A 25,891-nucleotide genomic window follows, 5' to 3' on the forward strand; every position below is an offset into this window, starting at 1 on the left:
CGACAACGGCTCTGGCTACAAAAACGCCTTCCGCGCGGCCTGCGAGGAATTGGGCATCCGCCACATCCGCACGCGGCCCTATACGCCCAAGACCAACGGCAAGGCCGAGCGATTCGTACAGACCAGCCTGCGGGAGTGGGCCTATGCCAGACCCTACGAAAGCTCAGCCCAACGCACGGCTGCCCTGCAGCCCTTCATTGACGGCTACAACTGGTGCCGGCCACACTCCGCGCTCGGCCATCAGCCTCCCATCACACGCATTCCGGGTGTGAACAACCTCGTGAGACTCAACAGCTAGCGGCCGCAGTCCTCGCAGACGTAGAAATACACCTCGCCTTCCTTCCCGTCCACCAGGGGCGCGAGGTAGGCCACGCCGCTGTCTGCCGCGAAGGTCATCCGCACGCGCCGTCCATCGGCGAACGTCACGTCCACCCAGTCGCTCATGCATTCGCCGAACGCGCCGTGATAGTTCATCACGTCGATCTGCGACACCGGGACGGCCTTGCGCAGGAACGTCCGCACATGGCGGGGCGTGACCGCGCGGGACTTCGGCGGCGGCGCGGCGCAGGGCCGGTTGTCGGCATCGAAGTAGCGCGTGCTGCGGATCCGGATGCCCTGGACCGGGCCGAGCGCGTGCGGGTAGGGGCGGGCTTCCGTGCGGCGCTGGTCTTCCTGGGCCGGGGGCAGGGCAGGGGCGGATCCTGCATGAACGGCAGCGGCGCACAGGGCCGAGCACAGGACGAAGCGGGGCAGCAGGGCACCGCGGTACGGAGAGGGAACCATGGTGTCGTCGGTGAAAGGCCCGATGGAGACCGGAAGAACTCTTCGGATGATAGAGGGCACCGGAGCAGCATTCCGCGCACCGGTACGGCACGGGGCTTGCATGGTACCGCCGGGCGCTCTTCTTTCTGCGCCGCCCGATTCAATCCAAGAGACAATCGCCCGCATGAATGCTCCCCCCATGCCGCCAGCTGCCGCCGGTGCGCCACCGCGCCTGCAGCTGGCGGGCATCACCAAGCGCTACCCGGCCGTGGTGGCCAACAGCGGCGTGTCGCTCACCGTGCAGCCCGGCGAGGTGCACGCGGTGCTCGGCGAGAACGGCGCCGGCAAGTCCACGCTGATGAAGATCATCTACGGATCGGTCAAGCCCGACGAGGGCGCGGTGTGGTTCGACGGCCGGCCGGTGGCGGTGCGCAATCCGCAGGAGGCGCGGCAACTCGGCATCGCGATGGTGTTCCAGCATTTCAGCCTGTTCGACACCCTCACGGTGGCCGAGAACGTCTGGCTGGGGCTGGACAAGGGACTGGCGCTGGCCGAGGTCACGCGTCGCATCCGGGACACTGCCGCGCAGTACGGGCTGGACATCGATCCGCTGCGGCCGGTGCACACCCTGTCGGTGGGCGAGATGCAGCGGGTGGAGATCATCCGCGCGCTGCTCACCTCGCCGCGCCTGCTGATCCTGGACGAGCCCACGTCGGTGCTCACGCCCCAGGCGGTGGAAAAGCTCTTCGTGGTGCTGCGCCAGTTGAGCGCCGAGGGCTGCAGCATCCTCTACATCAGCCACAAGCTGCACGAGATCCGCGCGCTGTGCACCGCGTGCACGGTGCTGCGCGGCGGCAAGGTGACGGGCGTGTGCAATCCGGCGGAAGAATCGAACGCCTCGCTGTCGCGGCTCATGATCGGCGCGGAGCCGCCGGCCCTGCAGCACCGGCCCGCACGCACGGGCGAGGCCGTGCTGGAGGTCGAGGGCCTCAGCCTGCAGCGGCAAGATCCGTTCGGCGTGGAACTGATCGACGTCGGCTTTTCCGTGCGGGCCGGCGAGGTCGTCGGCATCGCGGGGGTTTCGGGCAACGGCCAGAAGGAACTGCTCTACGCGCTCTCGGGCGAGGACACGCGCGCCGCGCCTGCGATGGTGCGCGTGGCGGGCCGCCCGGCCGGCCGGATGGGCCCGCGCGCGCGCCGTGCGCTGGGCCTGCATTTCGTGCCCGAGGAGCGCCTGGGCCGCGGCGCCGTGCCCACCATGGGCCTGGCGGACAACCTGCTGCTCACGCGCTCGGATTGCGTGGGCGCGGGCGGCTGGGTGCGCACCGGCGCGCTGGCCGCGCAGGCGCGCCGCATCATCGAGCGCTTCCAGGTGAAGGCGGGCGGCCCGCAGGCTGCGGCGAAGTCACTGTCCGGCGGCAACCTGCAGAAATTCATCGTGGGCCGCGAGATCGACGCCGGCCCGAAGCTCCTGATCGTCTCGCAGCCCACCTGGGGCGTGGACGTGGGCGCTGCCGCGCAGATCCGCGGCGAGATCCTGGCGCTGCGCGACGCGGGATGCGCGGTGCTGGTGTTGAGCGAGGAGCTGGACGAACTGTTCGAGATCTCCGACCGCCTGCACGTGATCGCCAAGGGCCACCTGTCGCCCTCCATCGACCGGGCGGACGCCACGGTGGAGCGCATCGGCGAATGGATGAGCGGCCTGTGGAACGCCGACGTCCAGGCGCACCTGGGCCGCCGGGAAAGCCAGGACCATCCGGAGGGCGTGCATGCTCAAGCTTGAACCGCGTCCGCAGGCCTCGCGCCTGTGGACCTATGGCTCGCCGCTGCTCGCGCTGGCCTTCACCGTGCTGATCGGCGTCCTGCTGTTCGCCGCCCTGGGCAAGGACCCGGTGCGCGGCCTGCAGGTGTTCTTCTGGGAGCCGATCAAGACGCAGTACGCGATCGGCGAACTCATGGTCAAGGCCACGCCGCTGCTGCTGATCGCGCTGGGGCTGGCCGTGTGCTTCCGCTCCAACGTGTGGAACATCGGCGCGGAGGGCCAGTACGTGATCGGCGCCGTGGCCGCGGGCGGCATCGCGCTGCTGGCGGACAAGACCACCGGGCCGTGGATCGTTCCGGCCATCCTGGTGGCGGGCGTGCTGGGCGGCATGTGCTGGGCCGGCATCACCGCGCTGCTGCGCGACCGCTTCAACGCCAACGAGATCCTGGTGAGCCTGATGCTGGTCTATGTGGCCACGCTGGTGCTGGGCTACCTCGTCTATGGTCCCTGGAAGGACCCGATGGGCTACAACTTCCCGCAGACCCGCACCTTCGAGCGGGTGACGCAGATCCCGCGCCTGATGCAGGGCTCGCGCGTGACCATCGGCCTGCCGATCGCGCTGGCCGCTGCCGCCGCGCTGTGGGTGTTCCTGTTCCGCACACGGGCCGGTTTCGCCCAGCAGGTGGGCGGGCTCGCCCCGGCCGCCGCGCGCTACGCCGGCTTCTCGTCGCGCCGTGCGCTGTGGACGGCGCTGCTCATCTCCGGCGGCGCGGCCGGCCTGGCGGGCGCGCTGGAAGTGGCCGGTCCCCTGGGCCAGCTCACGCCCTACGTGCCGGCGGGCTACGGCTTCGCGGCCATCATCGTGGCCTTCGTGGGGCGGCTGCATCCGGTGGGCATGGTGTTCTCCGCGCTGCTCATGAGCATGTTCTACATCGGCGGCGAGCTCGCGCAGTCGCGCCTCGGGCTGCCGAAATCGCTCACGGGCGTGTTCCAGGGCCTGCTGCTGTTCACGCTGCTGGCCTGCGACACGCTGATCGCCTACCGCGTGCGCTGGATCGGCGCGCCGGCCCGGAAAGGAGCCGCGTGATGGAAGCCTACGCACTGCTCCTGGGCTCCACGCTCAGCGCCGGCACCGTACTGGCGCTCGCCGCGCTCGGGCTGCTCATCAACGAGAAGGCGGGCATCGTCAACCTCGGCGCCGAGGGCATCATGCTCTGCGCGGCCATCGCGGGCTTCGCCACCGCCGTGCACACCGGCAGCACCTGGGCGGGCTTCGCGGCCGGCATGGGCGCCGGGGCGCTGCTCGCGGCCGTGTTCGGCGTGCTGGTGATCTGGCTGGGCACCAACCAGTACGCCACGGGCCTGGCCCTCAGCCTGTTCGGCGCGGGTTTCTCGGCCTTCGCGGGCATCCAGTACGTGCAGGCCAAGCTGCCCACGCTGCCGCGGTACGCGCTGCCGGTGCTGGGCGACCTGCCGCTGGTGGGCCCGGCGCTGTTCCGCCAGCATCCGCTGGTGTACGGCGCGATGGCGCTCACCGCGGGCCTCGCCTGGTTCCTCTACCGCTCGCGCGCGGGCCTGGTGCTGCGCTCGGTGGGCGAATCGCCCGAATCCGCGCATGCGCTCGGCTACCCGGTGCGGCGCATCCGCCTCGCGGCGGTGGTGGCGGGCGGCGCGCTGTGCGGGCTCGCGGGCGCCTACATCTCCACCGTCTATACGCCGCTCTGGGTCGAAGGCATGGTGGCCGGCCGCGGCTGGATCGCGCTGGCACTTACCACCTTCGCCACCTGGCGCCCGGCACGGGTGTTGCTTGGCGCCTACCTGTTCGGCGGCGTGACGATGCTGCAGTTCCACCTGCAGGCCACGGGCGTGCAGGTGGCCAGCCAACTCCTGAGCATGCTGCCCTACGTGGCCACCATCGTGGTGCTGGCGCTGATCTCGCGCAATCCGGCCTGGATCCGCGCGAACATGCCGGCCTCGCTGGGCAAGCCGTTCCATCCCGGGGGCTGACCGGGTCGCCGCGCCGTGCCATCATTGCCGTTTCCAAACGTTTCCGATTTCTTCTCTCACCTGTTTCCCCTGGAAGGACATTCGACATGACCGATCTGCACAAGCGCTCGCTGATGAAGGCCGCCGCGCTTTCCGCCCTGGCCGCCGCCGCGCTCGCGGGCTGCGGCAAGAAGGACGAGCCGGCACCTGCGCAGGCGCCCGCGTCCGCGCCCGCCGCCTCGGCCCCCGCGGCCAAGGCCGAGCCGCTGAAGATCGCGTTCGCCTACGTCGGCCCGGTGGGCGACGGCGGCTGGTCGTTCGCGCACGACAACGGCCGCAAGGCCATCGAGAAGGAATTCGGCGACAAGGTCGTCACCAGCTTCGTCGAGAGCGTGCCCGAGTCGGCCGATGCCGAGCGCGTGCTGCGCGACATGGCCGGCCAGGGCAACAAGCTGATCTTCGGCACCACCTTCGGCTACATGGAGACGATCCAGAAGATCGCCCCCGACTTCCCCGACGTGAAGTTCGAGCACGCCACCGGCTACAAGACCGCGCCCAACGTGCGCACCTACGACAGCCGCACCTACGAAGGCGCCTACATGGCCGGCGTGATCGCGGGCGCCATGACCAAGTCGAACACCCTGGGCGTGGTCGGCTCGGTGCCGATCCCCGAGGTGATCCGCAACATCAACAGCTTCACGCTGGGCGCGCAGTCGGTGAACCCGAACGTCAAGACCAAGGTGGTGTGGGTGAACGAATGGTTCAGCCCGCCGAAGGAAACCGAAGCCGCCACCTCGCTGATCAACGGTGGCGCCGACGTGCTGTTCCAGAACACCGATTCGCCCGCCGTGCTCAAGACCGCGCAGGAAAAGGGCAAGCGCGCCTTCGGCTGGGACACCGATATGACCGCCTACGGCCCCAAGGCCCACCTGGGCTCGGCCGTCATCAACTGGGGCCCGTACTACGTGAAGGCCACGCGCGACGTGCTCGAAGGCAAGTGGACCACCGGCCAGAGCTGGTGGGGCGTGAAGGAAGGCGCGATCGACCTCGTCTCCATCGCCGACGACGTGCCCGCCGAGACCAGGGCCAAGGTGGACCAGGTCAAGGCCGGCCTGAAGGACGGTTCGTTCGCGATCTGGAAGGGCCCGATCCTCGGCCAGGACGGCAAGGAACTGCTCGCCAAGGACGTGGTCGCCGACGACAAGTTCCTCTCCGGCATCAACTTCTACGTCAAGGGCGTGGAAGGCACCGTGCCGGGCGGCGACAAGAAGTGATCCGCGGGGCTCGCCCCGATGGCGAAAGGGCCGCCCATGGGCGGCCCTTTTTCGTCAGCGCTCCAGCACCCGGCCCGGCCGCAATCCCGTCGGCTCCCGGCCGTCCCAGGCCCGCCGGCCGTTGACCCACACCCTCGATGCCGCGGCTGGCTGGCGTGGCCCACCAGGGGATCACGTGGACCGCGGCGGGCGCATCGCGCAGCGCCTGCATCCGCGCGTGGAAGTCGGGGTAGCGGAACAGATCGGGCAGGCCCAGCAGGACCCTTCACGCCGGACTCGTCCAGCGTGGGCATGTCGGGCAGCAGAGGGATGCGCTCGCACCGCTCACGGCCATGCTGCGCAACAGCTCGCCGCCCTGGCATCCCCCGTGCTTGCCCTTATGCTTTCCGCGCGGGCGGCCCTTGCGGCCCGTCCCGCGGACCACAGCCACTTTCCCACGATGATCGAACACCACCATTGGCACCCCGTCGCCTCGGCCTGCGACCTGGGGGCCGCGCCGCTCGCGGCGCACCTGCTCGGGCAGCCGCTCGTCCTCTGGCGGGGCGATGCCGGCCGTGCCCATGCCTTCGTCGACCGCTGCCCGCACCGCGGCGCGCGCCTGTCGCTCGGCCGCGTGGAAGGTGGCCGGCTCGAATGTCCCTACCACGGCTGGCAGTTCGAGGGCCGCGGGCGCTGCGTGCACGTGCCGGCGCTGCCGCAGTTCCAGCCGCCGGCCGGGCACCGCGCGGGCGCCTTCGACGTGCAGGAAGCGCATGGGCTGCTCTGGGTGCGGCTGGCCGCCGGGCCGCAAGGCGAGGGCGAGGGTGACGCCATTGCTGCCGGGCTTCCGCTACCCGCCTTCGCCGCCGAGAGCGACGCGCGCCTGCGCAAGCTCAACTGCGGCCCGTACGACGTGGCGGCCAGCGCGCCGCGCATCGTCGAGAACTTTCTCGACATGTCCCACTTCGGCTTCGTGCACGAAGGCTGGCTGGGCGCGCGCGATGCCGCGGCCATCGACGACTACCGCGTGGAGCCGACGCCGACCGGCCTGCTGGCCACCGGTTGCAAGGCCTGGCAGCCCCAGTCCAACCTGCATTCCACCACGGCGGCGCAGGTCGAATACACCTACGAAGTGACTGGCCCGTACGCGGCCGTGCTGACCAAGCTGCCGGAATCCGGCACCACGGCGGTGGAGGGCTGGCGCGAATCCATCGCGCTCTACATCTGCCCCGTCACGCCGGAGTCGAGCCGCGTGTGGTTCCGGCTGGCGGTGGCGGACTTCGATTCGCCGGACGCCAGGTTGCGCGATTTCCAGCACACCATCTTCACGCAGGACCAGCCGGTGCTCGAATCCCAGGAGCCCAGGCGCCTGCCCCTGGACCTGCGGGCGGAACTGCACACCGCCGCGGACAAGGCTTCTTCCGCCTACCGCCGCTACCTGCGCGGCTGCGGCATCACCTTCGGCACCTGCTGAGGCGTTGCCGGGCGAGCCCGGCCGCGGTCCAGGGGGATGGACAGTTCCGCGTCCGGCTGCACAATGGAACCTGTGCCGGTTCCGATGCTCCATGCCCGAAAGGGCGCCGGACCGCACGGCCCTGTGGGGCTGCCGGGCGCATGCCGCGTCCGCTGCCCGCCCGCCAGCCCATCGCATGCCATGACAGACCATTCCCTCGACGCCCACTCCCTCGCGCTGATCGATGCCTGTTCGGAAGCCTCCCTCGCGCTGCTCGAACGCAACCTCACGCCCCACGGCATCCTGGCCGCGAGCCGCACCGCGGCGGCGGTGGCCCGGCGCTACACGCGGATCTTCGGGCGCGACGCGGCCATGTGCGTCATGGCGATGTGCGGCACCGGCGTGCCGTCCCTGGAAGAGGGCGCCGTCGCCAGCCTCGACGCGCTGGCCTCGCAGCAGGCTCCCAACGGGCAGATTCCCAAGTACGTGGACCCGGAAGGCCGCGACGCGGACTTCTGGTACCTGGGCTGCATCGACGCCACCCTGTGGTGGCTGATCGCGGTGGACCACGTGCGCCGCCACGGCGCGGTGGAGGGGGACCGCTGGGCGGATGGCGTCGAGCGCGCCATCGGCTGGCTGCTCGCGCAGGAGCACCAGCATTTCCGGCTGCTGCAGCAGAACGAGGCCAGCGACTGGGCGGACATCATGCCGCGCTCGGGGTACGTGCTCTACACCAACGCCCTGTGGTTCGACGTCAAGCGCCGCTTCTCGCTCTGCCAGGCGGACGACACGCACCACCACTTCAACCATCTCTTCAACCCGTTCCAGCGCGACCTGCCCGAATACCACCGCGCCCGGCTGCTGCAGCACTACGCCCGGCGCGGCCGGCGCGACCCGGGCCTGTTCCTGAGCTTCGTGAACCTGGCGGTGGTGGGCGACGAGGGCGATGTGTTCGGCAACCTGCTGGCCATCCAGTCCGGCCTCGCCGACGAGGCGATGGCGCACAGCATCGTCAACACCATCGAGGCCGCCCATGCGGGCAGCTCCCTGCCCGTGCGCGTCGTGCTGCATCCGCTGTCCCACGAGCACGACCTGTGGCGGGCCTACATGGGCCGGCACCGCCAGAACCTCATGCACCAGTACCACAACGGCGGCATCTGGCCCTTCGTCGGCGGCTTCTGGGTGATGGCGCTGGCCCGCCTGGGCCTGCGCCGCGCCGGCTGGACCGAACTGGCGAAGCTGGCCCACGCCAATGCGCTCGACGACTGGCGCTTCACCGAGTGGTTCCACGGCCGCACGCTGGTGCCCATGGGCATGGCGGGCCAGAGCTGGAACGCGGCCACCTTCCTGCTGGCCCGGCGCGCGCTGCAGGGGCTCGATTCCGCCTGGTAGCCCGCGCGCCCCGGGGCGCCTTATGCTCTGCGCTGCGCGCATCCGTGCCGCCCTTCCTCCCCAAAGGCTCCCCATGACCGATTCCCCTACCGCACCTCCGCCGCATTTCGGCGGCATCGCCACGGAGCGCCTGCCCGACCTGCTGCGCGCCATGCCCAAGGCGGAGCTGCACATGCACATCGAGGGCTCGCTCGAGCCCGAACTGATCTTCGCGCTCGCCGAGCGCAACGGCGTGGCGCTGCCCTATGCCGACGTGGAGTCGCTGCGCGCCGCCTACGCCTTCACCAACCTGCAGAGCTTCCTGGACATCTACTACGCCGGCGCGAGCGTGCTGCTGCACGAGCAGGATTTCTACGACATGGCCTGGGCCTACCTGCAGCGCGCGGCCGCCGACCACATCGTGCACACCGAGATGTTCTTCGATCCACAGACGCACACCGCGCGCGGCGTCGGCATCGACGTGGTGATCCACGGCCTGCACCGCGCCTGCGAGGACGCCCGGACGCAACTGGGCGTGAGCGCCTCGCTGATCCTGTGCTTCCTGCGCCACCTGAGCGAAGAAGACGCCTTCGAGACGCTGGAGCAGGCGCTGCCCTACCGCGACCGCTTCATCGGCGTCGGCCTGGATTCGAGCGAGGTGGGCCACCCGCCGGAGAAGTTCGCCCGCGTGTTCGCGCGCTGCGGCGAACTGGGCCTGCACCGCGTCGCGCACGCGGGCGAGGAGGGGCCGCCGGCCTATATCTGGAGCGCGCTCGACGTGCTGCGCGCCGAGCGCATCGACCACGGCGTGCAGGCCGTGCACGACCCGGCCCTGATGCGCCGGCTGGCCGCCGAGCGCGTGGCGCTCACCGTCTGCCCGCTGTCCAACGAGAAGCTGTGCGTCTTCCCCGACCTGGCGGACCACAACATCCAGGCCCTGCTGGACGCGGGCCTGGCGGCCACGGTGAACTCGGACGACCCTGCCTATTTCGGGGGCTACCTGAACACGAATTTCGTGCGCCTGTTCGAGGCCGTTCCCACGCTGACGGCGGCGCATGCCTACCAGCTCGCATCCAACAGTTTCGATGCGAGCTTCGTTCCGGACGAGGACAAGCAGGCCTGGCGGCGCCAGTTGCAGGCCTGCTTCGCGGGTTTCGCAGCCCGGCGCTGAACGGGTCCGGAATCCCGGGTTTTCCACGGGTCATTGCGGATCGACGGCGGGGCAGTGGTGGCGCGAGAATTCCCCTGAGAGCCCAACCGCTCCAGGGCCGCGCCTCCGGCGAACCGGGGCTGCGGCATATATCCGCATGCCCATCCACAACCAGCTGCATCTCTGGGGTGATCGCTTCTTCTACATCACGGAAGCGATCCAGTCCGGCTTCACCGCCCGCGCGGCGGCCGCCCTGCTGGCGTCCGCCACCGGCCGCCCCTTCACGCTGGTCGCGCTCGACGGCTCGGTGCTGCGCTGCACCGCCGCCCTGGTGGCTCCGCAGATACCCCGCCGGCTCGACGCCGATGGCTGCGGGCTGCTGTCGCTGAATGTCGACCCCGCGTCCGATACGTTCCGCCGGCTGGCCGCGCGCCTGGGGGGGGCGGGGCATCCTGCCGCTGGATGCGGCCGCTTTCGGAGCGCAGCGTGACGTGTTCGAGGGCGCGCTGCACGGCCAGTTGGACAGCGCCTCGCTGCGCCGCCTGAGCAGCGCGATGCTGGAGGCCGCCGGCGGCCGCGCTGCGCCGCGTCCGCGCAGCGACCCCCGCGTGGAGCTCGTGCTGCAGTGCGTGCGCGACGCCGGAATCCACGGAGAAAGCGTTGCGCTGGGCGAGCTGGCGGCCGTGGCGTGCCTGTCCCCCGGCCGGCTCACGCACCTCTTCCATGAGCAGACGGGCCTGTCGATCAGGCGCTACCTGCTGTGGACCAAGATCCGCCGCACCGTGCAGATGATGGCCTCGGACATGCCCCTCACCGATATCGCGCTCGCAGGCGGCTTCACCGACGGTGCGCACATGAGCCGCACGTTCCAGCGGTGCTTCGGCCTGACACCCCCCTTCCTGGCGGACGCGAGCCGTGTGGACGTGTTCGTGGACGATGGCGCGCAGACGGCATGGCACCCGGCGCGGGCCCCGGCAAGCGCCGTCCGGCGCGGGACGTAGCCGCTGCGTACAAGCGTTCCCCGCAATTTGTCCCTATGCTCTGGCAGCCCCCGGCCATCCGTTGCCTGAAGGGCCCATCCCAGGAGACGAAAAACCATGCGCATGACGATCCGTGGCGGCCTGCGGCCGCTTTCCCTGTGCGTCGTCGCAAGCCTGGCCGCCTGTGGCGGCGGTGGCGGCGGCGGCGGTGACCTTTCCCCCTACAGCGCGGAGATCCGCCGCACCGCCATGGGCGTGCCGCACATCAAGGCCTCCACCTGGGGCGGCGCCGGCTTCGGCTACGGCTACGCGCAGGCGCAGGACAACCTCTGCACCCTCGCCGACGCGTTCCTCACCTACCGCGGCGAGCGTTCCCGCTACCTGGGCGGGTCCGCGCAGGTCATCTACAACAGCACCCTGGGCAGGCCGCTCAACATCGATTCGGACTTCTTCCACCGCCACGTCATCTCTGCCGACGTGGTCGAGAAGATGACGGCGGCCCAGCCGGAGAAGCTGCGCCAGATGGTCGAGGGCTTCGCCGCCGGCTACAACCGCTACCTGGGCGACCTGAAGTCCGACGGCGGCGCCCACGCGGCCTGCCGCAACGAAGCCTGGGTGCAGCCCATCACCGCGCAGGACATCTGGCGGCGCATGTTCGCCGCCAACCTGGCGGGGGGCTACAGCAACTTCGCGGCGGCCATCGCCAACGCCACGGCGCCGGCCGCCACGCGGGCGGAGACCGCCGGGGTCGCGGCCATTGGCGCTTCCCGGTCCCGTGCCCCGGAACTGCAGGTCGGCGGCACGGCGGGCATCGGCAGCAACATGTACGGCTTCGGCACGGCAGGGACGGGCGACGCCAGCCCGCTGCTCTTCGGCAATCCGCACTGGTACTGGAAGGGGCCCGACCGCTTCTACCAGGCGCAGCTCACCATCGGCAACGAACTGAACGTGAGCGGCGTGTCGTTCCTCGGTATCCCCGTGGTGCTGATCGGCTTCAACGACAACGTGGCATGGAGCCATACGGTCTCCACCGCGCGCCGCTTCGGCTTCTTCCAGCTCACGCTGGCCGCGGGCGATCCCACCAGCTACCTGCGCGACGGCGCCCCCGTGAAGATGGCGGCTTCCACCATCACGGTGCAGAACCGCACGGCCTCGGGCATGGTCGATGTGACCCGCACGCTCTACAAGACGGACATGGGCCCGCTGGTGAACCTGGCAGGCCTCAACCCGGCCCTGGCCTGGAACCAGTCCACGGCTTTCGTGATCCGCGACATCAACGGCGAGAACTACCGCACGTTCCGCAACTGGATGCGCTGGAACCAGGCCCGCTCGCTCGACGAGTTCATCGCCATCCAGCGCGAGGAGGCCGCCATCCCCTGGGTGAACACCGTGGCCGTGGGCCGCGGCAGCGCCAGGGCCTGGTACGCCGACATGGGCGCGGTGCCCAACGTGTCCGCCGGCCAGTTGGTCTCCTGCACCACGGCCTACGGCAAGGCCGTCGCCGCGGCGCTGCCGGGCGTGCCGTTCTTCGACGGCTCGCGCAGCGCCTGCGACTGGCAGTCCGACCCGGACTCCGCGCAGAAGGGCGCCATCGGCCCGTCGCGCATGCCCAACCTGCAGCGCGACGACTACGTCGGCAACATGAACGACAGCTACTGGCTCGCCAATGCCAATGCGCCGCTCACCGGCTACGCGCCCATCTTCGGCGCCACCGGCGCCCAGCAGAGCCTGCGCACGCGCCTGGGCCACACCATGGCGCTGCAGCGCCTGGCCGGCACCGACGGCTACGGCGGCCGCCAGGCCACCAGCGCCATCGTGCGCCAGATGGTCCTGAACAGCCGCGTCTTCAGCGCCGAGCGCTTCAAGGACCAGGCGCTCGCCCTGGTCTGCGCATCGCCGCAGGTCACGGTCGGCGGCTCCTCCGTGGACGTCGCCTCCGCCTGCGCCGCCCTGCGCGCCTGGGACAACACCGGCAACAGCGATGCGCGCGGTTCGCACGTGTGGGATGAGTTCTGGAGCCGCGTGCAGGTGCCCGCCGCCCAGCTCTACACCACGCCGTTCGACCCGGCCGATCCGCTGAACACGCCGCGCGACCTGAACCCCGCGGCAGCGGGCGCGCTGCGGCAGGCTTTCGGTGCCGCGGTGACCAAGGTGGCGCAGAGCGGTTTCGCGGTGGATGCACGGCGCGGCGACGTGCTCTTCGCCACCCGCGGCGGCAAGAAACTGCCCCTCTTCGGCGGCTGCGGCGGCATGGGCTACTTCACCATCACCTGCTCGGAGAACCCCATCGACCAGGGGGGGTACGCCATGGACGGCCAGCCGCACGGCAACAGCTACCTGCAGGTGGTCACCTTCCCGTCGGGCGGGGTGCAGGCCCATACGCTGCTCACCCATTCGCTGTCCGACGACCCGGCCTCGCCGCACCAGGGCGACTACACCCAGGCCTATTCGGCGAAGCAATGGGTGCGCGTGCCATTCACGGAAGCCGAGATCGCCGCGGACGCGAATTTCCGCACCCAGACGGTGCGGCCATAGTTCCCCGCGGCCGCGGGCTGGCGCACAATCGCACCATACCCGGCCGGCATGCCGCCGCGGCCCCTGGCGCCGCCGCGGCATGCCCGCGCCCGATTCCCGGGCGCGCGCCGACCTTGATTGTTGGATTGGAAGCTTCCACCGTGTCCACCCCGCGCATTCCCCTCCTGGCCCTGAACACCCTGTCGCCGCAGCACCAGGCCCAGATCGCCGCCGCCTACGACCTGCACTACGCGCCCACCCCCAACGACCGCACCCAGGCGATCGCCACGCAGGGCGGCCGCTTCCGCGCGGTGCTCACCATCGGCTCCATCGGCCTCACGGCCCAGGAAATCGAGTCCATGCCCGGGCTCGAGCTCATCTGCGCCCTGGGGGCCGGCTACGAGAACATCGCGCTCGACGCGGCCCGGGCGCGGGGCATCTCCGTGGCGAACGGCGCCGGCACCAACGACGATTGCGTGGCCGACCATGCCTTCGGCCTGCTCATCTCCATCGTGCGCGGCCTGCGCCCGCTGGACCGGCTCTGCCGCGAGGGCGTCTGGCGCGATGCCATCGGCCTGCCGCCGAACGTGTCCGGCAAGCGGCTGGGCATCTTCGGGCTGGGCACCATCGGCCAGAAGATCGCGCGCCGCGCGTCCGGCTTCGACATGCAGATCGGCTACCACAACCGCAATCCGCGGGAAGGCGTGCCGCACCAGTACTTCTCCAGCCTGCGCGACCTCGCCGAATGGTGCGACGTGCTGGTGTGCGCCACGCCCGGCGGTCCGGCCACGCGGCATGCGGTGAACGCCGACATCCTCGACGCCATCGGCCCGCTGGGCTACCTCGTGAACATCGCGCGCGGCAGCGTGGTCGATACCGAGGCGCTGGCCGATGCGCTGCGCGGGCGCCGCATCGCCGGCGCGGGCCTGGACGTGTACGAGAGCGAGCCGCACCCGCCCGAGGCGCTCGTCGGGCTCGACAACATCGTGCTCACGCCCCACGTGGCCGGCTGGTCGCCCGAAGCCGTGCAGGCCAGCGTGGACCGGTTCCTGGCGAATGCGGAAGGGCATTTCGCCGGGCGCGGCGTCGTGTCGCCGGTCTGATCCGAAAGGCCCCTCCGGGCCCGCGGAAGGCGGGCCGCGGATAAAATCCCGCCCCTGTCTTCCGCAGAGGCGGACAAAAGGCTGCTGTCCCGGCAGCCTTTTTCTTTTTCCAGTTCCGGGACCATGTAGAGGACCACCATGTACAAAAACCTCGCTGCCGCGCTCGCGGCCGCCTGTCTTTTCCTGTCGCCCGCTGCCTTCGCGCAGCGGCCCGCCGCACCGGCCAATGCCGCGCCGGTCAAGGCCGGCTTCGTCTATGTGTCGCCGATCACCGAGGCCGGCTGGACCCGCCAGCACGAGGAAGGCCGCCGCGCCGTCGAAAAGGCCCTGGGGCCGCAGGTGCGCACCACCTACGTCGAGAACGTGGCCGAGGGCGCGGACGCCGAGCGGGTGATCCGCGACCTCGCCGCCACGGGCCACCAGATCATCTTCACGCCCAGCTTCGGCTATATGGAGCCCACGCTGCGCGTGGCGCGCGACTTCCCGGAGGTGAAGTTCGAATCCATCACCGGCTACAAGACCGCGTCCAACGTGGCCACCGCCAACGCACGCTACTACGAGGGCCGGTACCTCGCGGGCGTGGCGGCGGGCCGCATGACGCGCTCGCGCGTCGCGGGTTTCGTGGCGGGTTTTCCCATTCCCGAAGTGCTGCAGGGCATCAACGCCTTCACGCTCGGCATGCGCTCCGTCGATCCGCAGGCCACCGTGAAGGTGGTCTGGCTCGACGTCTGGTTCGATCCGCCCAGGGAGCGCGACGCGGCGATGGCCCTGTTCAACGAGGGCGTGGACGTGGTGGCCTTCCATACCGGCTCCACCGCGGTGATGGCCGCCGCCCAGGAGCGCGGGCGCCTGGCCATCGGCTACCACTCGGACATGCGCGGCGTGGGACCGGATGCGCAGGTCCTCGCCGTCACGCACCAGTGGGGCGCCTATTACACCGAACGCGTGCGCGCCGTGCGCGAAGGCCGCTGGACGAGCGGCAACCTCTGGGGCGGCGTGCGCGAGGGCATGGTGCGCGTGGAAGGCTTCGGCAGCCGCGTGCCGCCCGCCGTGCGCAAGGAAGTGCTCGCGCGCCAGGACGACATCGCCCGCGGGCGCCTGCACCCGTTCGCGGCCGGCGCCGCTCCCGTGCGGGACAACACCGGCCGCGAGGTGATCGCCGCCGGCCGCACGCTGGACGACGGGCAGATCCTGCGCATGGACTGGCTCGTGGAAGGCGTGCAGCGCCAGGCGCGTTAGAGCGGCCCGCAGCACCCTTAGGGCGCCGTTCCCGCGCACCCACTCACCCACCCATCCATTCATCTGCCTCACGTGCGCCCGCGAAGGGCCGCCATGTCATCATTCCCGCATGCCCACGCCGACCCCGCCCCCGACCCCTGACGCTGCCACCCACGGCTTGCGTGCCGCACTGCTGCGCTTCGACGCCGACGGCCGCCCGCTCTACGACGAAGACGGCCTGCTCGCCATCGGCCCCGGCCCGGACGGCGTGCAGCGCGTGGTCGCCGCGGGCGACTGGCGCGCACTCTCGCCGCGCTTTCCCGGCCTGCCGGTCACGCACCGGCCCGGCCGCATCATCGCGCCCGGCTTCGTGGACATGCACGTGCATTTCCCGCAGACCGACGTCATCGGCTCGCCCGCGGAAGGGCTGCTCCCCTGGCTGGAGAACTACACCTTCCCGCACGAGTCGCGCTTCTGCGATCCGGATTACGCACGCGGCGTGGCCACCGTCTTCATCGACGAGCTGCTGCGCAACGGCGTCACCACGGCGCTCACCTTCGCCACCTCGCATCCGGCCTCGGTGGACGCGCTGATGGAAGAGGCCGCGGCGCGCGGCCTGCGCCTCATCGCCGGCAAGGTGCTGCAGGATCGCAACTCCCCCGACGGCGTGCGCGACGAGACCACCCGGTCGCTCGCCGACACCGAAGACCTCATCCGCCGCTGGCACGGCCGGGGCCGCCTGGGCTACGCGATCACCCCGCGTTTCGCTCCCAGCTGCAGCGAGGCGCAGCTGCGCGGGGCGGGCGAACTGGCGGCCCGATACCCCGACGTGTGGATCCAGTCGCACGTGGCCGAGAACCGCGACGAGATCCGCTGGGCGCTCGAGCTCTTTCCCCAGGCGCGCAGCTACCTTGCGGTGTACGACGGCTTCGGCCTGATGCGCGAGCGCGCCGTGTATGCCCACTGCATCCACTTCGACGACGAAGACCGCGCCCTGATGCGTGACACCCGCACCGTCGCGGCCGTGAGCCCGACCAGCAACCTGTTCCTCGGCAGCGGCTTCTTCGACTATGCGGGCGCCGACCGCGTGAGCTTCCGCTACGGCCTCGCGAGCGACGTGGGCGGGGGCACCAGCTTCAGCCCCTTCCACACCATGCTCGCCGCCTACTACGTGGGGCGCGAAGGGCAGACCAAGCCGGGCCTCTCGCTGCCACCCGGCCATCTCTGGTGGCAGCACACGGCCGGCGCGGCGCGCGCGCTGGGGCTGGAGGGCGTGATCGGCAACCTGCAGCCGGGCTGCGAGGCGGACTTCGTCATGCTGGACCCCGCAGCCACCCCGATGCTCGCGCGCAAGACGGCGCAGGCCGCCAGCCTGGACGAGCTGCTGTTCGCGATGATCGTGCTGGGCGATGACCGGCTCGTCGAGCGCGCGGTGATTGCCGCGGAGGGAGTTCACCCCTGAAGTACCCTGCGGGCCGTCCGGGCCTGCTATGAAAAGAGTAGTATCGCGTCCGCGTGCCGTCGTCCGCATGGCACGCCGAGGAGAAAGAGCACATGAGCATCAAGAGCGACAAATGGATCCGCCGCATGGCCGAACAGCACGGCATGATCGAGCCGTTCGAGCCCGGCCAGATCCGCGAAAACGACGGCCGCAAGATCATCAGCTACGGCACCAGCAGCTACGGCTACGACATCCGCTGCGCGCCCGAATTCAAGGTGTTCACCAATATCCACAGCACCGTGGTGGACCCCAAGCATTTCGACGAGAAAAGCTTCGTCGATTTCCATGGCGACAGCTGCATCATCCCCCCCAACAGCTTCGCGCTGGCGCGCACCGTGGAGTACTTCCGCATCCCGCGCAACGTGCTCACCATCTGCCTGGGCAAGAGCACCTATGCCCGCTGCGGCATCATCGTGAACGTCACGCCCTTCGAGCCCGAATGGGAGGGCTACGTGACGCTCGAGTTCAGCAACACCACGCCGCTGCCGGCGCGCATCTATGCCGGCGAGGGCTGCGCCCAGGTGCTGTTCTTCGAAAGCGACGAGGTCTGCGAGGTGAGCTACCGCGACCGCGGCGGCAAATACCAGGGACAGGTCGGCGTCACGCTGCCCAAGGCCTGAACAGCGCGCGGCGGGTGCGCGACTGGCGCGTGTCCTACAGGCGGGCGGCCTGTTTCTCCGGTGCGAAGGCCGGGTCGGATCTCTAGCATGTGCATCAAGGTATGCCGTTGCATGTCGTGATGGTTGTCACAAAAAGCCGGCAGACTGACACATACGTTCTTTTGCCGAGGACTTCGCCATGCTTGCCTCCTTCCCGCTTCCTTCCGCCCGGGCAGGCGCGCCCGCCGACCACCGCGCCGAGGGCCCCCACCCCTGCGGCCCGCGCTACTGGCCGGCGCAGACGCTCGACGCGTTCCTGCTGCAGATGGCGGCCCGGGGCCACTGCATCAGCGCCGCGATGATGCTCGGAGACCGCGCCTATGCGCTGGAGCAGATCGCGCTCGCGCGCCGGCTGCCCGGGGAGACCCTGCAGGGGCTGGTGAAGGAACTCGCTGCCTACTTCGAGGATGCGGAGCCTGCGGTGGCCGGCCTGCACTGGTCCCACCGCTGACGCGCCAGACCGTCTCCCGAGAAAGCCTTCCCATGGACCACTTTCACGCAGAGCCGTCATCCGCGGCATCCCGGATGGAAGCTCCCTCCCGTCCCGGCATCCGGCCGGGCGTCCTGGCCGCAGGCGCCACCGTCATCGTGCTGCAGATCGCCGCCATGGCCTGGGTGCTGGAAGACCATGTCCGCCATGCCGAACAGCAACAGCACGCCTGGGTGGCGCGGGGCCTGCAATCCACGGCGGGCGGCCCTCTGGCCGTGGCAGGCAAGACAGCGCAGGCCGACGCCGGATGGGCGCCGTCCGCCGGCCTCGAGGCCCGCTGAGACCACCCCGGCCGGCGTACCATCACGCACTGGCATGGATTTTTCAGGGTGCGCACGATGAGATGGGAAGGCAATCGCGAATCGGACAACGTCGAGGACCGCCGTGACGAAGGCGGCGGCGGCGGTGGAGGCGGCTTTCCGGTGTTCGGGGGACGCAGCATCGGCATCGGCACCATCGTCGTCGCGCTGATCGGCGGATGGGTGTTCGGCATCAATCCCCTGACCATCCTCGGCCTGCTGAGCGGCGGCGGGCCGCCCGCCCACGTGCAGACCCAGCAGGCCCCGGCCCACCGGCCGCCGGCGGACGACACCATGGGCCGGTTCGTTTCCACCGTGCTCGCGGACACCGAAGACGTCTGGGCCGATGTCTTCCGCCAGAACGGCTCGACCTACCAGAACCCGCGGCTCGTCCTGTTCCGCGGCACCACGCCCACCGCCTGCGGCCGGGGCGAATCGGCCATGGGCCCGTTCTACTGCCCGGCGGACCGCAAGGTCTATATCGACCTGGGTTTCTACGAGACGCTCAAGAACCGGCTCGGCGCCCCGGGCGACTTCGCCCAGGCCTACGTGATCGCGCACGAAGTGGGCCACCACGTGCAGAACCTCCTGGGCATCAGCGGCCGGGTGGACCAGATGCGCGGCCGGGTGAGCCAGGTGGAATACAACCATCTCTCCGTGCGCCTGGAACTGCAGGCCGACTGCTTCGCGGGCGTCTGGGCGCACCATGCGCAGAACGCGCGGCAGATCCTGGAGCAGGGCGACGTGGAAGAGGCCATGAACGCCGCCGCCAGGATCGGCGACGACGCGCTGCAGCGCGCAGCGGGCCGAGCGGTCGTCCCGGACAGTTTCACCCACGGCTCCAGCGCCCAGCGCCAGCGCTGGTTCCAGACCGGCCTGCAGGGCGGAAGCATCAAGGCCTGCGATACCTTCTCTGTCAGGAGCCTTTGAATCCAAGGGTTTGATGCTATCGAAAATGCAGCAAAAAATGCCACCCCGCCGGCCGTGCGGACGTTCCCGTGGCCTCGGGGAAGGGCTGGTGCGACAATAACGGCCGCACATGACAAGTTCTTTCTCCAATTTATCGCTGGCCGAGCCGCTGGCGCGCGCCGTGGCCGAGATGGGCTACACGTCGATGACCCCCATCCAGGCCGAGGCCATCCCCGTGGTGCTCACCGGCCAGGACGTGATGGGCGCCGCGCAGACCGGCACCGGCAAGACGGCGGCGTTCTCGCTGCCGCTGCTGCAGCGCCTGCTCAAGCACGAGAACAGCTCCACCTCCCCGGCGCGCCATCCCGTGCGCGCCCTGGTGCTGCTGCCCACGCGCGAACTGGCCGACCAGGTCGCCCAGCAGATCGCCCTCTACGCCAAGTACACCAAACTGCGCAGCACCGTGGTCTTCGGCGGCATGGACATGAAGCCCCAGACGCTGGAGCTCAAGAAGGGTGTGGAAGTCCTCGTGGCCACTCCGGGCCGCCTGCTGGACCACATCGAGGCCAAGAACGCGGTCCTGAACCAGGTCGAGTACGTGGTGCTCGACGAGGCCGACCGCATGCTGGACATCGGCTTCCTGCCCGACCTGCAGCGCATCCTGAGCTACCTGCCGAAGACGCGCACCACGCTGCTGTTCTCGGCCACGTTCTCGCCGGAGATCAAGCGACTGGCGGGCAGCTACCTGCAGAACCCGGTCACCATCGAGGTCGCCCGCCCCAACGAGACCGCCTCCACGGTCGAGCAGCGCTTCTACAGCGTGAACGACGACGACAAGCGCCGCGCCATCCACCACGTGCTGCGCACGCGCGGTGTCAAGCAGGCCTTCGTCTTCGTCAACAGCAAGCTGGGCTGCGCGCGCCTGTCGCGCACCCTGGAGCGCGAAGGCCTGAAGGCCGCCGCGCTGCACGGCGACAAGAGCCAGGACGAGCGCCTGAAGGCGCTGGACGCCTTCAAGCGCGGCGAGGTGGATCTGCTGGTGTGCACCGACGTCGCGGCCCGCGGCCTCGACATCAAGGACGTGCCTGCGGTGTTCAATTTCGACGTGCCCTTCAACGCCGAAGACTACGTGCACCGCATCGGCCGCACGGGCCGCGCGGGCGCCTCCGGCCTCGCCGTCACGCTGGTGTCGAGCAGCGATGCCCGGCTGGTGGCCGACATCGAGAAGCTCACGAAGAAGAAGATCGATCTCGAGGCCCTGGAAGTGGAAGAGGACCGCCCGCGCGGCCGCTTCAACGACGGCCGCCGCGGCTGGCGCGACGACGAGTCCGGCGGCGATGCGCGTGGACGGCGGGACAGCCGTGGCGAAGGCCGTGACTCCCGGCCGCAGGGCGGCTACCGCACGCCCGCCGCCGCGCGCGATCCGTTCTTCGACAAGCCGTACGAGGCACCGTCGGCCGAGGCGGCGCCCACCTGGGAGGCCGCCTCCCGGCAGCAGCCCGCGCGCAGCGGCATTTCCGCCAACATCAAGCCCAAGCGCAAGGTCGCCGCGCTCTTCAAGGCCGCCATGCCGGCCGTGGAAACGCCGTCCGGCCAGTGACCGGCGGCACGTCCGGGCCTCCGGCGGGCCCGGATCTCAGCCAGGTGCCTGCGCCTGCTCGCAGCGCACGCTGATGTGCTCGCGCTCGGCCAGCGTGGCACCGAACCGCACGGCGCTGAGGCAGCCTCCCCAGACACAACCCGTATCCAGCGCCAGCAGGTCCGGCCGGTTCATCCAGCCGAGCGTGGACCAATGCCCGAATGCCACCAGCGTGCCGCGCGTGCGCCTGCCGGGCGCATCGAACCACGGAACGAGGCCGTCCGGCGCGGCATCCGCCGCCTCGCTGCTGTCGAAATCCATGCGGCCGTCGGGCGTGCAGAAACGCAGCCGCGTCAGCGCGTTCACGATGGCCCGCCAGCGGTCCATGCCGGACAGTTCGTCGCTCCACCGGTCCGGTGCATTGCCGTACATGGCGTGCAGGAATTCCGGCAGCGCATCGCCCTGGAGCCTTGCCTGCACTTCGGCGGCGTGCTCCAACGTGGCGTCGGCCGTCCAGGAGGGCAGCACGCCCGCGTGCACCATCAGCAGCCGTTCGCCCGCCAGCCGGTGTTCGCGCGCCAGCGGCTGCCGCTTCAGCCAATCCAGCAGCGCATCCCGGTCGGGTGCCTGCAGCACCCCGGCGAGGGTGTCGCGCCGTGACGGCTTGCGCGCGCCGTGGGCGGCGGCCAGCAAATGCAGATCGTGGTTTCCGAGCAGGGCGCGGAGGCTGTCGCCGCCCCGTGCACAGCGCCGCAGCACTTCCGCCGATTGCGGACCGCGGTTCACGAGGTCTCCCAGCAGATAAACCGTGTCGCGGCTGGGGGAGAAATCCACGGTGTCGAGCAGGCGCTGCAGCGCCGCGTCGCAGCCTTGAATATCGCCAATGCAGTAGAGGGCCATGGGAGTATGGGGCCGTGGGCGGCACGTTTTATGGAAGAGCGCTATTGTGATTCACCGAGAAAGCCCTGGCAGGCGGCCGGGGCGAGGGCGGGATTCGAGAGGTTTCCGCTTTCAAAGTTCCCGTCGGGCTCCATAGGGTTTGTTTCGGTGAATACCCGGAAACCTGCACGTAATCAAAAATAGTTTCTATAATGCGAGCCTTGTTATCCACTCCACACTCATGACCGACATGAACACCAGCTACAAGGAACTGCTGAAGCAGCGCGAACAACTCGAGCAGCAAATCAACGAGGCACGGCGCCGCGAGTTGTCGGATGCGATCGCCCAGGTGCGTTCGCTCGTGTCCGAGTACGGCCTCAAGGCGGAAGACGTATTCCCTTCGGGCCGCGCACGCAGCGCGAGCGCCGGTACCAAGGTGGCCCCGAAATACCGCAATCCCGCCACTGGCCAGACCTGGACGGGCCGCGGAAAGGCGCCCAAGTGGATCCAGGGCGAAAATCGCGAACAATTCGCCATCTGATGGCGCAGCCAGGCCGGATGCTTCGCACTGGCCACCGTGCCAGCCGGCCTTTCCCGTAGAGCTGACTCAACCCGCCTCCGGCGGGTTTTTTATTGTCTTCGGCCACTTGCCGATCGGGTTGCCATGGTGATTCCCCAGGCCATTCCGGCGAGGATGAATACCTGCATGCACCGATTCCTCTTCGCAGGAGGCTGGCCGTGAATGCACAGCCCGGCCTTTTGTCGATTGCCAGGCCGTCCGTCTTCCCCACCTCGGCAATGGCGCAATGCGCTGGCTGTCCGTTCCGACAGGTATGCACGCGGGCGCCGCGGTGCCTCGGCAATATCTGCCACGCGCGTGCTTAACACATTTTCTGCTGTGCTATTGCAGGAGTTTGGCGCTTTCCATGTGCGCGATGGATTCCACCCGCGGGCGGAGCGGAGCATTCCCCGCGCCGCGGGGCGCTTTCTGCGGCGCCCTGGGCTTGGGGCAGGCCCGCAGCCTTCGCCCTACATTTGCATTGAAATCCCGGACTGCCAAAATGGGAGTGTTGTCGCCCCATTAAAGGAGTAGTGCTACATGGCCTCGAAGTCCCCCGTGGTTCCGCGCCACGCGTTCGCATCCACTTTGCAGACATTCACCACCGGGTCGGGTAAAAGCGGCCAGTTCTATTCCCTGCCCGCCCTGGCGCGGAAGTTCCCCTCCGTCCGGCGGCTGCCGGTATCGATCCGCATCGTTCTGGAGTCCGTCCTTCGCAACTGCGACGGGCTGAAGGTGACGCCCGAGCACGTGGAGCAGCTCGCGAACTGGCAGCCCGTCGCCGACCGGAAGGACGAGATTCCCTTCATCGTGTCGCGCGTGGTGCTGCAGGATTTCACCGGCGTGCCCCTGCTGGCCGACCTGGCCGCGATGCGCAGCGTGGCGCAGCGCCTGGGCAGGAAACCCAAGAAGATCGAGCCGCTCGTTCCGGTCGATCTCGTGGTGGACCACTCCATCATGGTCGATTACTACGGCACCAAGAAGGCCCTGGACCTGAACATGAAGCTCGAATTCCAGCGCAACCGCGAGCGCTACGAATTCATGAAGTGGGGCATGCAGGCGTTCGACACCTTCGGGGTGGTGCCCCCGGGCTTCGGCATCGTCCACCAGGTGAACCTGGAATACCTCGCGCGCGGCGTGCACCAGCGCGCCGATGGCGTCCACTACCCCGACACCCTGGTTGGCACGGACAGCCACACGACCATGATCAACGGCATCGGCGTGGTCGCCTGGGGCGTGGGCGGCATCGAGGCCGAGGCCGCGATGCTCGGGCAGCCGGTGTACTTCCTCACGCCCGACGTGGTGGGCTTCGAGCTCACGGGCCAGCTGCGCGAGGGCGTGACGGCCACCGACCTCGTGCTGACGGTGACCGAGATCCTGCGCCGCCACAAGGTGGTGGGCAAGTTCGTGGAGTTCTTCGGCGAGGGCACGCGCACGCTGTCGCTGCCCGATCGCGCGACCATCGGCAACATGGCGCCCGAGTACGGCGCCACCATGGGCTTCTTCCCGGTGGACGAGAAGACCATCGACTACTTCAAGGGCACGGGCCGCACCAAGGCGGAGATCGAAGCCTTCGAAGCGTACTTCCGCGCGCAGGGCCTGTTCGGCGTGCCCAAGGCGGGTGAGATCGACTACTCGCAGGTGGTGCGGCTGGACCTGGGCGACGTCACCCCGAGCCTCGCGGGTCCCAAGCGCCCGCAGGACCGCATCGAACTCGGCAAGGTGAAGGAGCAGTTCACGGCGCTCTTCTCCAGGCCGGCCGCCGAAAGCGGCTTCAACCGCCCCGCCGAGCTGCTGCACACGCGCCACCACATCCATCGCGGCGAGGAGGAAGTCTGCGAGGACGTCCCCGACGAGAAAGATGCACCCGCGGGCGGCCCGCGCTTCCTGGTGGAGATGGAGCACAACAAGCCCAAGCTCGCGGTCAAGCACGCCGATCCGTCCATCCGCCTGCCGGCCAAGGGCTCCGACCCGACGATCGGCAACGGCGACGTGCTGATCGCCGCCATCACGAGCTGCACGAACACCTCGAACCCGAGCGTGCTGCTGGCCGCCGGCCTGCTGGCCAAGAAGGCCGTGGAGGCGGGCCTGAAAGTCCAGCCGCACATCAAGACCTCGCTGGCCCCCGGCTCGCGCATCGTCACGCAGTACCTGAGCGAAACCGGCCTGCTGCCCTACCTCGAGAAACTGGGCTTCGCCGTGGCGGGCTACGGCTGCACGACCTGCATCGGCAACGCGGGCGACCTCGCGCCCGAGATCAACGATGCCATCACGGGCAGCGATCTCGTCTGCGCCGCCGTGCTCTCGGGCAACCGCAATTTCGAGGCGCGCATCCATCCCAACATCAAGGCCAATTTCCTCGCGAGCCCGCCGCTGGTGGTGGCCTATGCCATCGCCGGCACGGTGCTGCGCGACCTGATGACCGAGCCGGTAGGCAAGGGGCGCGGCGGCCGTGACGTGTACCTGGGCGATATCTGGCCCGGCAGCGACGAAGTGCACCAGCTCATGAAACATGCGATGAACGGCAAGGCGTTCCGAGAGAACTACGGCAAGGTGAAGACCGATCCGGGAGCCCTCTGGGGCAAGATCCAGGGCGTATCCGGCGACACCTACAACTGGCCCGCGAGCACCTACATCGCCGAGCCGCCGTTCTTCGCCAACTTCGCGCTGGAGGCGTCGGAAGGCGCAAGCGCCTCGGTGCTGGGCGCGCGCATCATGGCCCTCTTCGGCGACTCGATCACCACCGACCACATCTCGCCGGCCGGGTCGATCAAGGAAACCTCGCCCGCCGGCCAGTGGCTGCTGCAGCACGGCGTGATGAAGCAGGACTTCAACAGCTACGGCGCGCGCCGCGGCAACCACGACGTGATGATGCGCGGCACGTTCGCCAACGTGCGCATCAAGAACCTCATGATCCCGCCGAAGGAGGACGGATCGCGGGAGGAGGGTGGGCTGACCATCTTCCAGAACGAGGGCTCCCACCAGGGCACGAAGATGTTCATCTTCGACGCGGCGATGCAGTACATGGCGCAGAACACGCCCACCGTGATCTTCGCCGGCGAGGAATACGGAACCGGCTCCAGCCGCGACTGGGCGGCCAAGGGCACGCAGCTGCTGGGCATCAAGGCAGTGGTCGCGCGCAGCTTCGAGCGCATCCACCGCTCCAACCTCGTGGGCATGGGCGTGCTGCCGCTGCAGTTCCGGGGCGCTGACTCCTGGGAATCCCTGGGGCTGCGGGGCGACGAAACCATCGATGTGGTGCCGGATCCGGCGCTCACGCCGCAGAGCGACGCGCGGCTCGTGATCCGCCGCGCCGACGGCTCGCAGCAGGAGGTGACGGTGACGCTGCGCATCGATACGCCCATCGAGGTGGACTACTACCGTGCCGGAGGCATCCTGCCCTATGTGCTGCGCCAGTTGCTGACCGCCTGACGGGCGCGCTGCCGGACGGACCGGCGGCAGCC

23 protein-coding genes are annotated in these 25,891 nt (G+C 69.5%); 21 read left to right on the plus strand and 2 right to left on the minus strand.

Annotation, left to right across the window (positions count from 1 at the left end; genetic code table 11):
* Positions 1-298 (plus strand): integrase core domain-containing protein (locus tag BLR99_RS05580; RefSeq protein WP_139160124.1); only part of this gene is annotated, 298 nt, incomplete at its 5' end.
* Here BLR99_RS05580 and BLR99_RS05585 read toward each other — a convergent pair.
* Positions 295-783: a hypothetical protein gene (locus BLR99_RS05585; protein WP_041827252.1), complete on the minus strand. Its 489-nt coding sequence runs from the start codon at positions 781-783 to the stop codon at positions 295-297. The two genes, BLR99_RS05580 and BLR99_RS05585, sit on opposite strands and share 4 nt — an antisense overlap.
* A gap of 163 nt (positions 784-946) precedes the next feature.
* Between BLR99_RS05585 and BLR99_RS05590 the strand changes: the two genes are divergently transcribed.
* From BLR99_RS05590 to BLR99_RS05675, 18 genes are all read left to right on the plus strand, one after another.
* A complete protein-coding gene (locus tag BLR99_RS05590) occupies positions 947-2,545 on the plus strand; it encodes an ABC transporter ATP-binding protein (RefSeq protein WP_046060848.1) in 1,599 nt (532 codons plus the stop codon).
* Positions 2,532-3,611: an ABC transporter permease gene (locus BLR99_RS05595; protein WP_046060849.1), complete on the plus strand. Its 1,080-nt coding sequence runs from the start codon at positions 2,532-2,534 to the stop codon at positions 3,609-3,611. The genes BLR99_RS05590 and BLR99_RS05595 overlap by 14 nt, the downstream gene beginning before the upstream one ends.
* Complete coding sequence (locus BLR99_RS05600) at positions 3,611-4,531, plus strand: ABC transporter permease (protein WP_011794281.1); 921 nt, start codon at positions 3,611-3,613, stop codon at positions 4,529-4,531. The genes BLR99_RS05595 and BLR99_RS05600 overlap by 1 nt, the downstream gene beginning before the upstream one ends.
* Before the next feature lie 86 nt (positions 4,532-4,617).
* Positions 4,618-5,784, plus strand: coding sequence for a BMP family ABC transporter substrate-binding protein (locus BLR99_RS05605; RefSeq protein WP_017439596.1), 1,167 nt, complete (start codon positions 4,618-4,620; stop codon positions 5,782-5,784).
* Between the two features lie 439 nt (positions 5,785-6,223).
* The gene (locus BLR99_RS05615) at positions 6,224-7,237 is read left to right on the plus strand and encodes an aromatic ring-hydroxylating dioxygenase subunit alpha (RefSeq protein ID WP_041827253.1); all 1,014 of its coding nucleotides are present in this window, start codon (positions 6,224-6,226) and stop codon (positions 7,235-7,237) included.
* A 180-nt stretch (positions 7,238-7,417) separates the two neighbouring features.
* Positions 7,418-8,608 carry an amylo-alpha-1,6-glucosidase gene (locus BLR99_RS05620; RefSeq protein ID WP_041827254.1) on the plus strand — a complete coding sequence of 397 codons (1,191 nt, stop codon included), beginning with the start codon at positions 7,418-7,420 and terminating at the stop codon, positions 8,606-8,608.
* Positions 8,609-8,681: 73 nt separating this feature from the next.
* Positions 8,682-9,758 (plus strand): adenosine deaminase, encoded by a 1,077-nt coding sequence (locus tag BLR99_RS05625; protein ID WP_017439300.1) that lies wholly within the window; start codon positions 8,682-8,684, stop codon positions 9,756-9,758.
* 136 nt (positions 9,759-9,894) lie between these two features.
* Positions 9,895-10,227, plus strand: a complete 333-nt coding sequence (locus tag BLR99_RS23380; protein WP_228193888.1) for a hypothetical protein — start codon at positions 9,895-9,897, stop codon at positions 10,225-10,227.
* Between the two features lies 1 nt (position 10,228).
* On the plus strand, positions 10,229-10,738 hold the full coding sequence (locus BLR99_RS23385) for a helix-turn-helix domain-containing protein (RefSeq protein ID WP_228193887.1): 510 nt from the start codon (positions 10,229-10,231) through the stop codon (positions 10,736-10,738).
* A gap of 96 nt (positions 10,739-10,834) precedes the next feature.
* A complete protein-coding gene (locus tag BLR99_RS05635; protein WP_011794286.1) occupies positions 10,835-13,252 on the plus strand; it encodes a penicillin acylase family protein in 2,418 nt (805 codons plus the stop codon).
* A 125-nt stretch (positions 13,253-13,377) separates the two neighbouring features.
* Entirely contained in the window at positions 13,378-14,334 is a 957-nt protein-coding gene (locus tag BLR99_RS05640) for a 2-hydroxyacid dehydrogenase (RefSeq protein ID WP_041827255.1), read from the plus strand.
* A gap of 138 nt (positions 14,335-14,472) precedes the next feature.
* Positions 14,473-15,573: a BMP family ABC transporter substrate-binding protein gene (locus BLR99_RS05645; protein ID WP_046060850.1), complete on the plus strand. Its 1,101-nt coding sequence runs from the start codon at positions 14,473-14,475 to the stop codon at positions 15,571-15,573.
* 109 nt (positions 15,574-15,682) lie between these two features.
* Entirely contained in the window at positions 15,683-17,014 is a 1,332-nt protein-coding gene (gene guaD / locus BLR99_RS05650) for a guanine deaminase (protein WP_074686915.1), read from the plus strand.
* Between the two features lie 92 nt (positions 17,015-17,106).
* On the plus strand, positions 17,107-17,673 hold the full coding sequence (dcd, locus tag BLR99_RS05655) for a dCTP deaminase (protein WP_011794289.1): 567 nt from the start codon (positions 17,107-17,109) through the stop codon (positions 17,671-17,673).
* Positions 17,674-17,851: 178 nt separating this feature from the next.
* The gene (locus BLR99_RS05660) at positions 17,852-18,163 is read left to right on the plus strand and encodes a hypothetical protein (RefSeq protein ID WP_011794290.1); all 312 of its coding nucleotides are present in this window, start codon (positions 17,852-17,854) and stop codon (positions 18,161-18,163) included.
* 32 nt (positions 18,164-18,195) lie between these two features.
* Positions 18,196-18,483, plus strand: a complete 288-nt coding sequence (locus tag BLR99_RS05665; RefSeq protein WP_046060851.1) for a hypothetical protein — start codon at positions 18,196-18,198, stop codon at positions 18,481-18,483.
* A gap of 57 nt (positions 18,484-18,540) precedes the next feature.
* A complete protein-coding gene (gene ypfJ, locus BLR99_RS05670) occupies positions 18,541-19,431 on the plus strand; it encodes a KPN_02809 family neutral zinc metallopeptidase (RefSeq protein ID WP_011794292.1) in 891 nt (296 codons plus the stop codon).
* 109 nt (positions 19,432-19,540) lie between these two features.
* Positions 19,541-21,010 (plus strand): DEAD/DEAH box helicase, encoded by a 1,470-nt coding sequence (locus BLR99_RS05675; RefSeq protein WP_011794293.1) that lies wholly within the window; start codon positions 19,541-19,543, stop codon positions 21,008-21,010.
* Positions 21,011-21,046: 36 nt separating this feature from the next.
* On the opposite strand, the gene BLR99_RS05680 is transcribed toward BLR99_RS05675, so the two are convergent.
* Entirely contained in the window at positions 21,047-21,889 is an 843-nt protein-coding gene (locus BLR99_RS05680; RefSeq protein ID WP_017438679.1) for a symmetrical bis(5'-nucleosyl)-tetraphosphatase, read from the minus strand.
* Positions 21,890-22,109: 220 nt separating this feature from the next.
* Between BLR99_RS05680 and BLR99_RS05685 the strand changes: the two genes are divergently transcribed.
* The gene (locus tag BLR99_RS05685; RefSeq protein ID WP_011794295.1) at positions 22,110-22,409 is read left to right on the plus strand and encodes an H-NS histone family protein; all 300 of its coding nucleotides are present in this window, start codon (positions 22,110-22,112) and stop codon (positions 22,407-22,409) included.
* Positions 22,410-22,967: 558 nt separating this feature from the next.
* A complete protein-coding gene (locus BLR99_RS05690; RefSeq protein ID WP_017438678.1) occupies positions 22,968-25,859 on the plus strand; it encodes an aconitate hydratase in 2,892 nt (963 codons plus the stop codon).
* Positions 25,860-25,891 lie beyond the last annotated feature (32 nt).

The organism is Paracidovorax citrulli (genome assembly GCF_900100305.1).
In the GTDB taxonomy this organism is placed as follows: Bacteria; Pseudomonadota; Gammaproteobacteria; order Burkholderiales; family Burkholderiaceae_C; genus Paracidovorax; species Paracidovorax citrulli.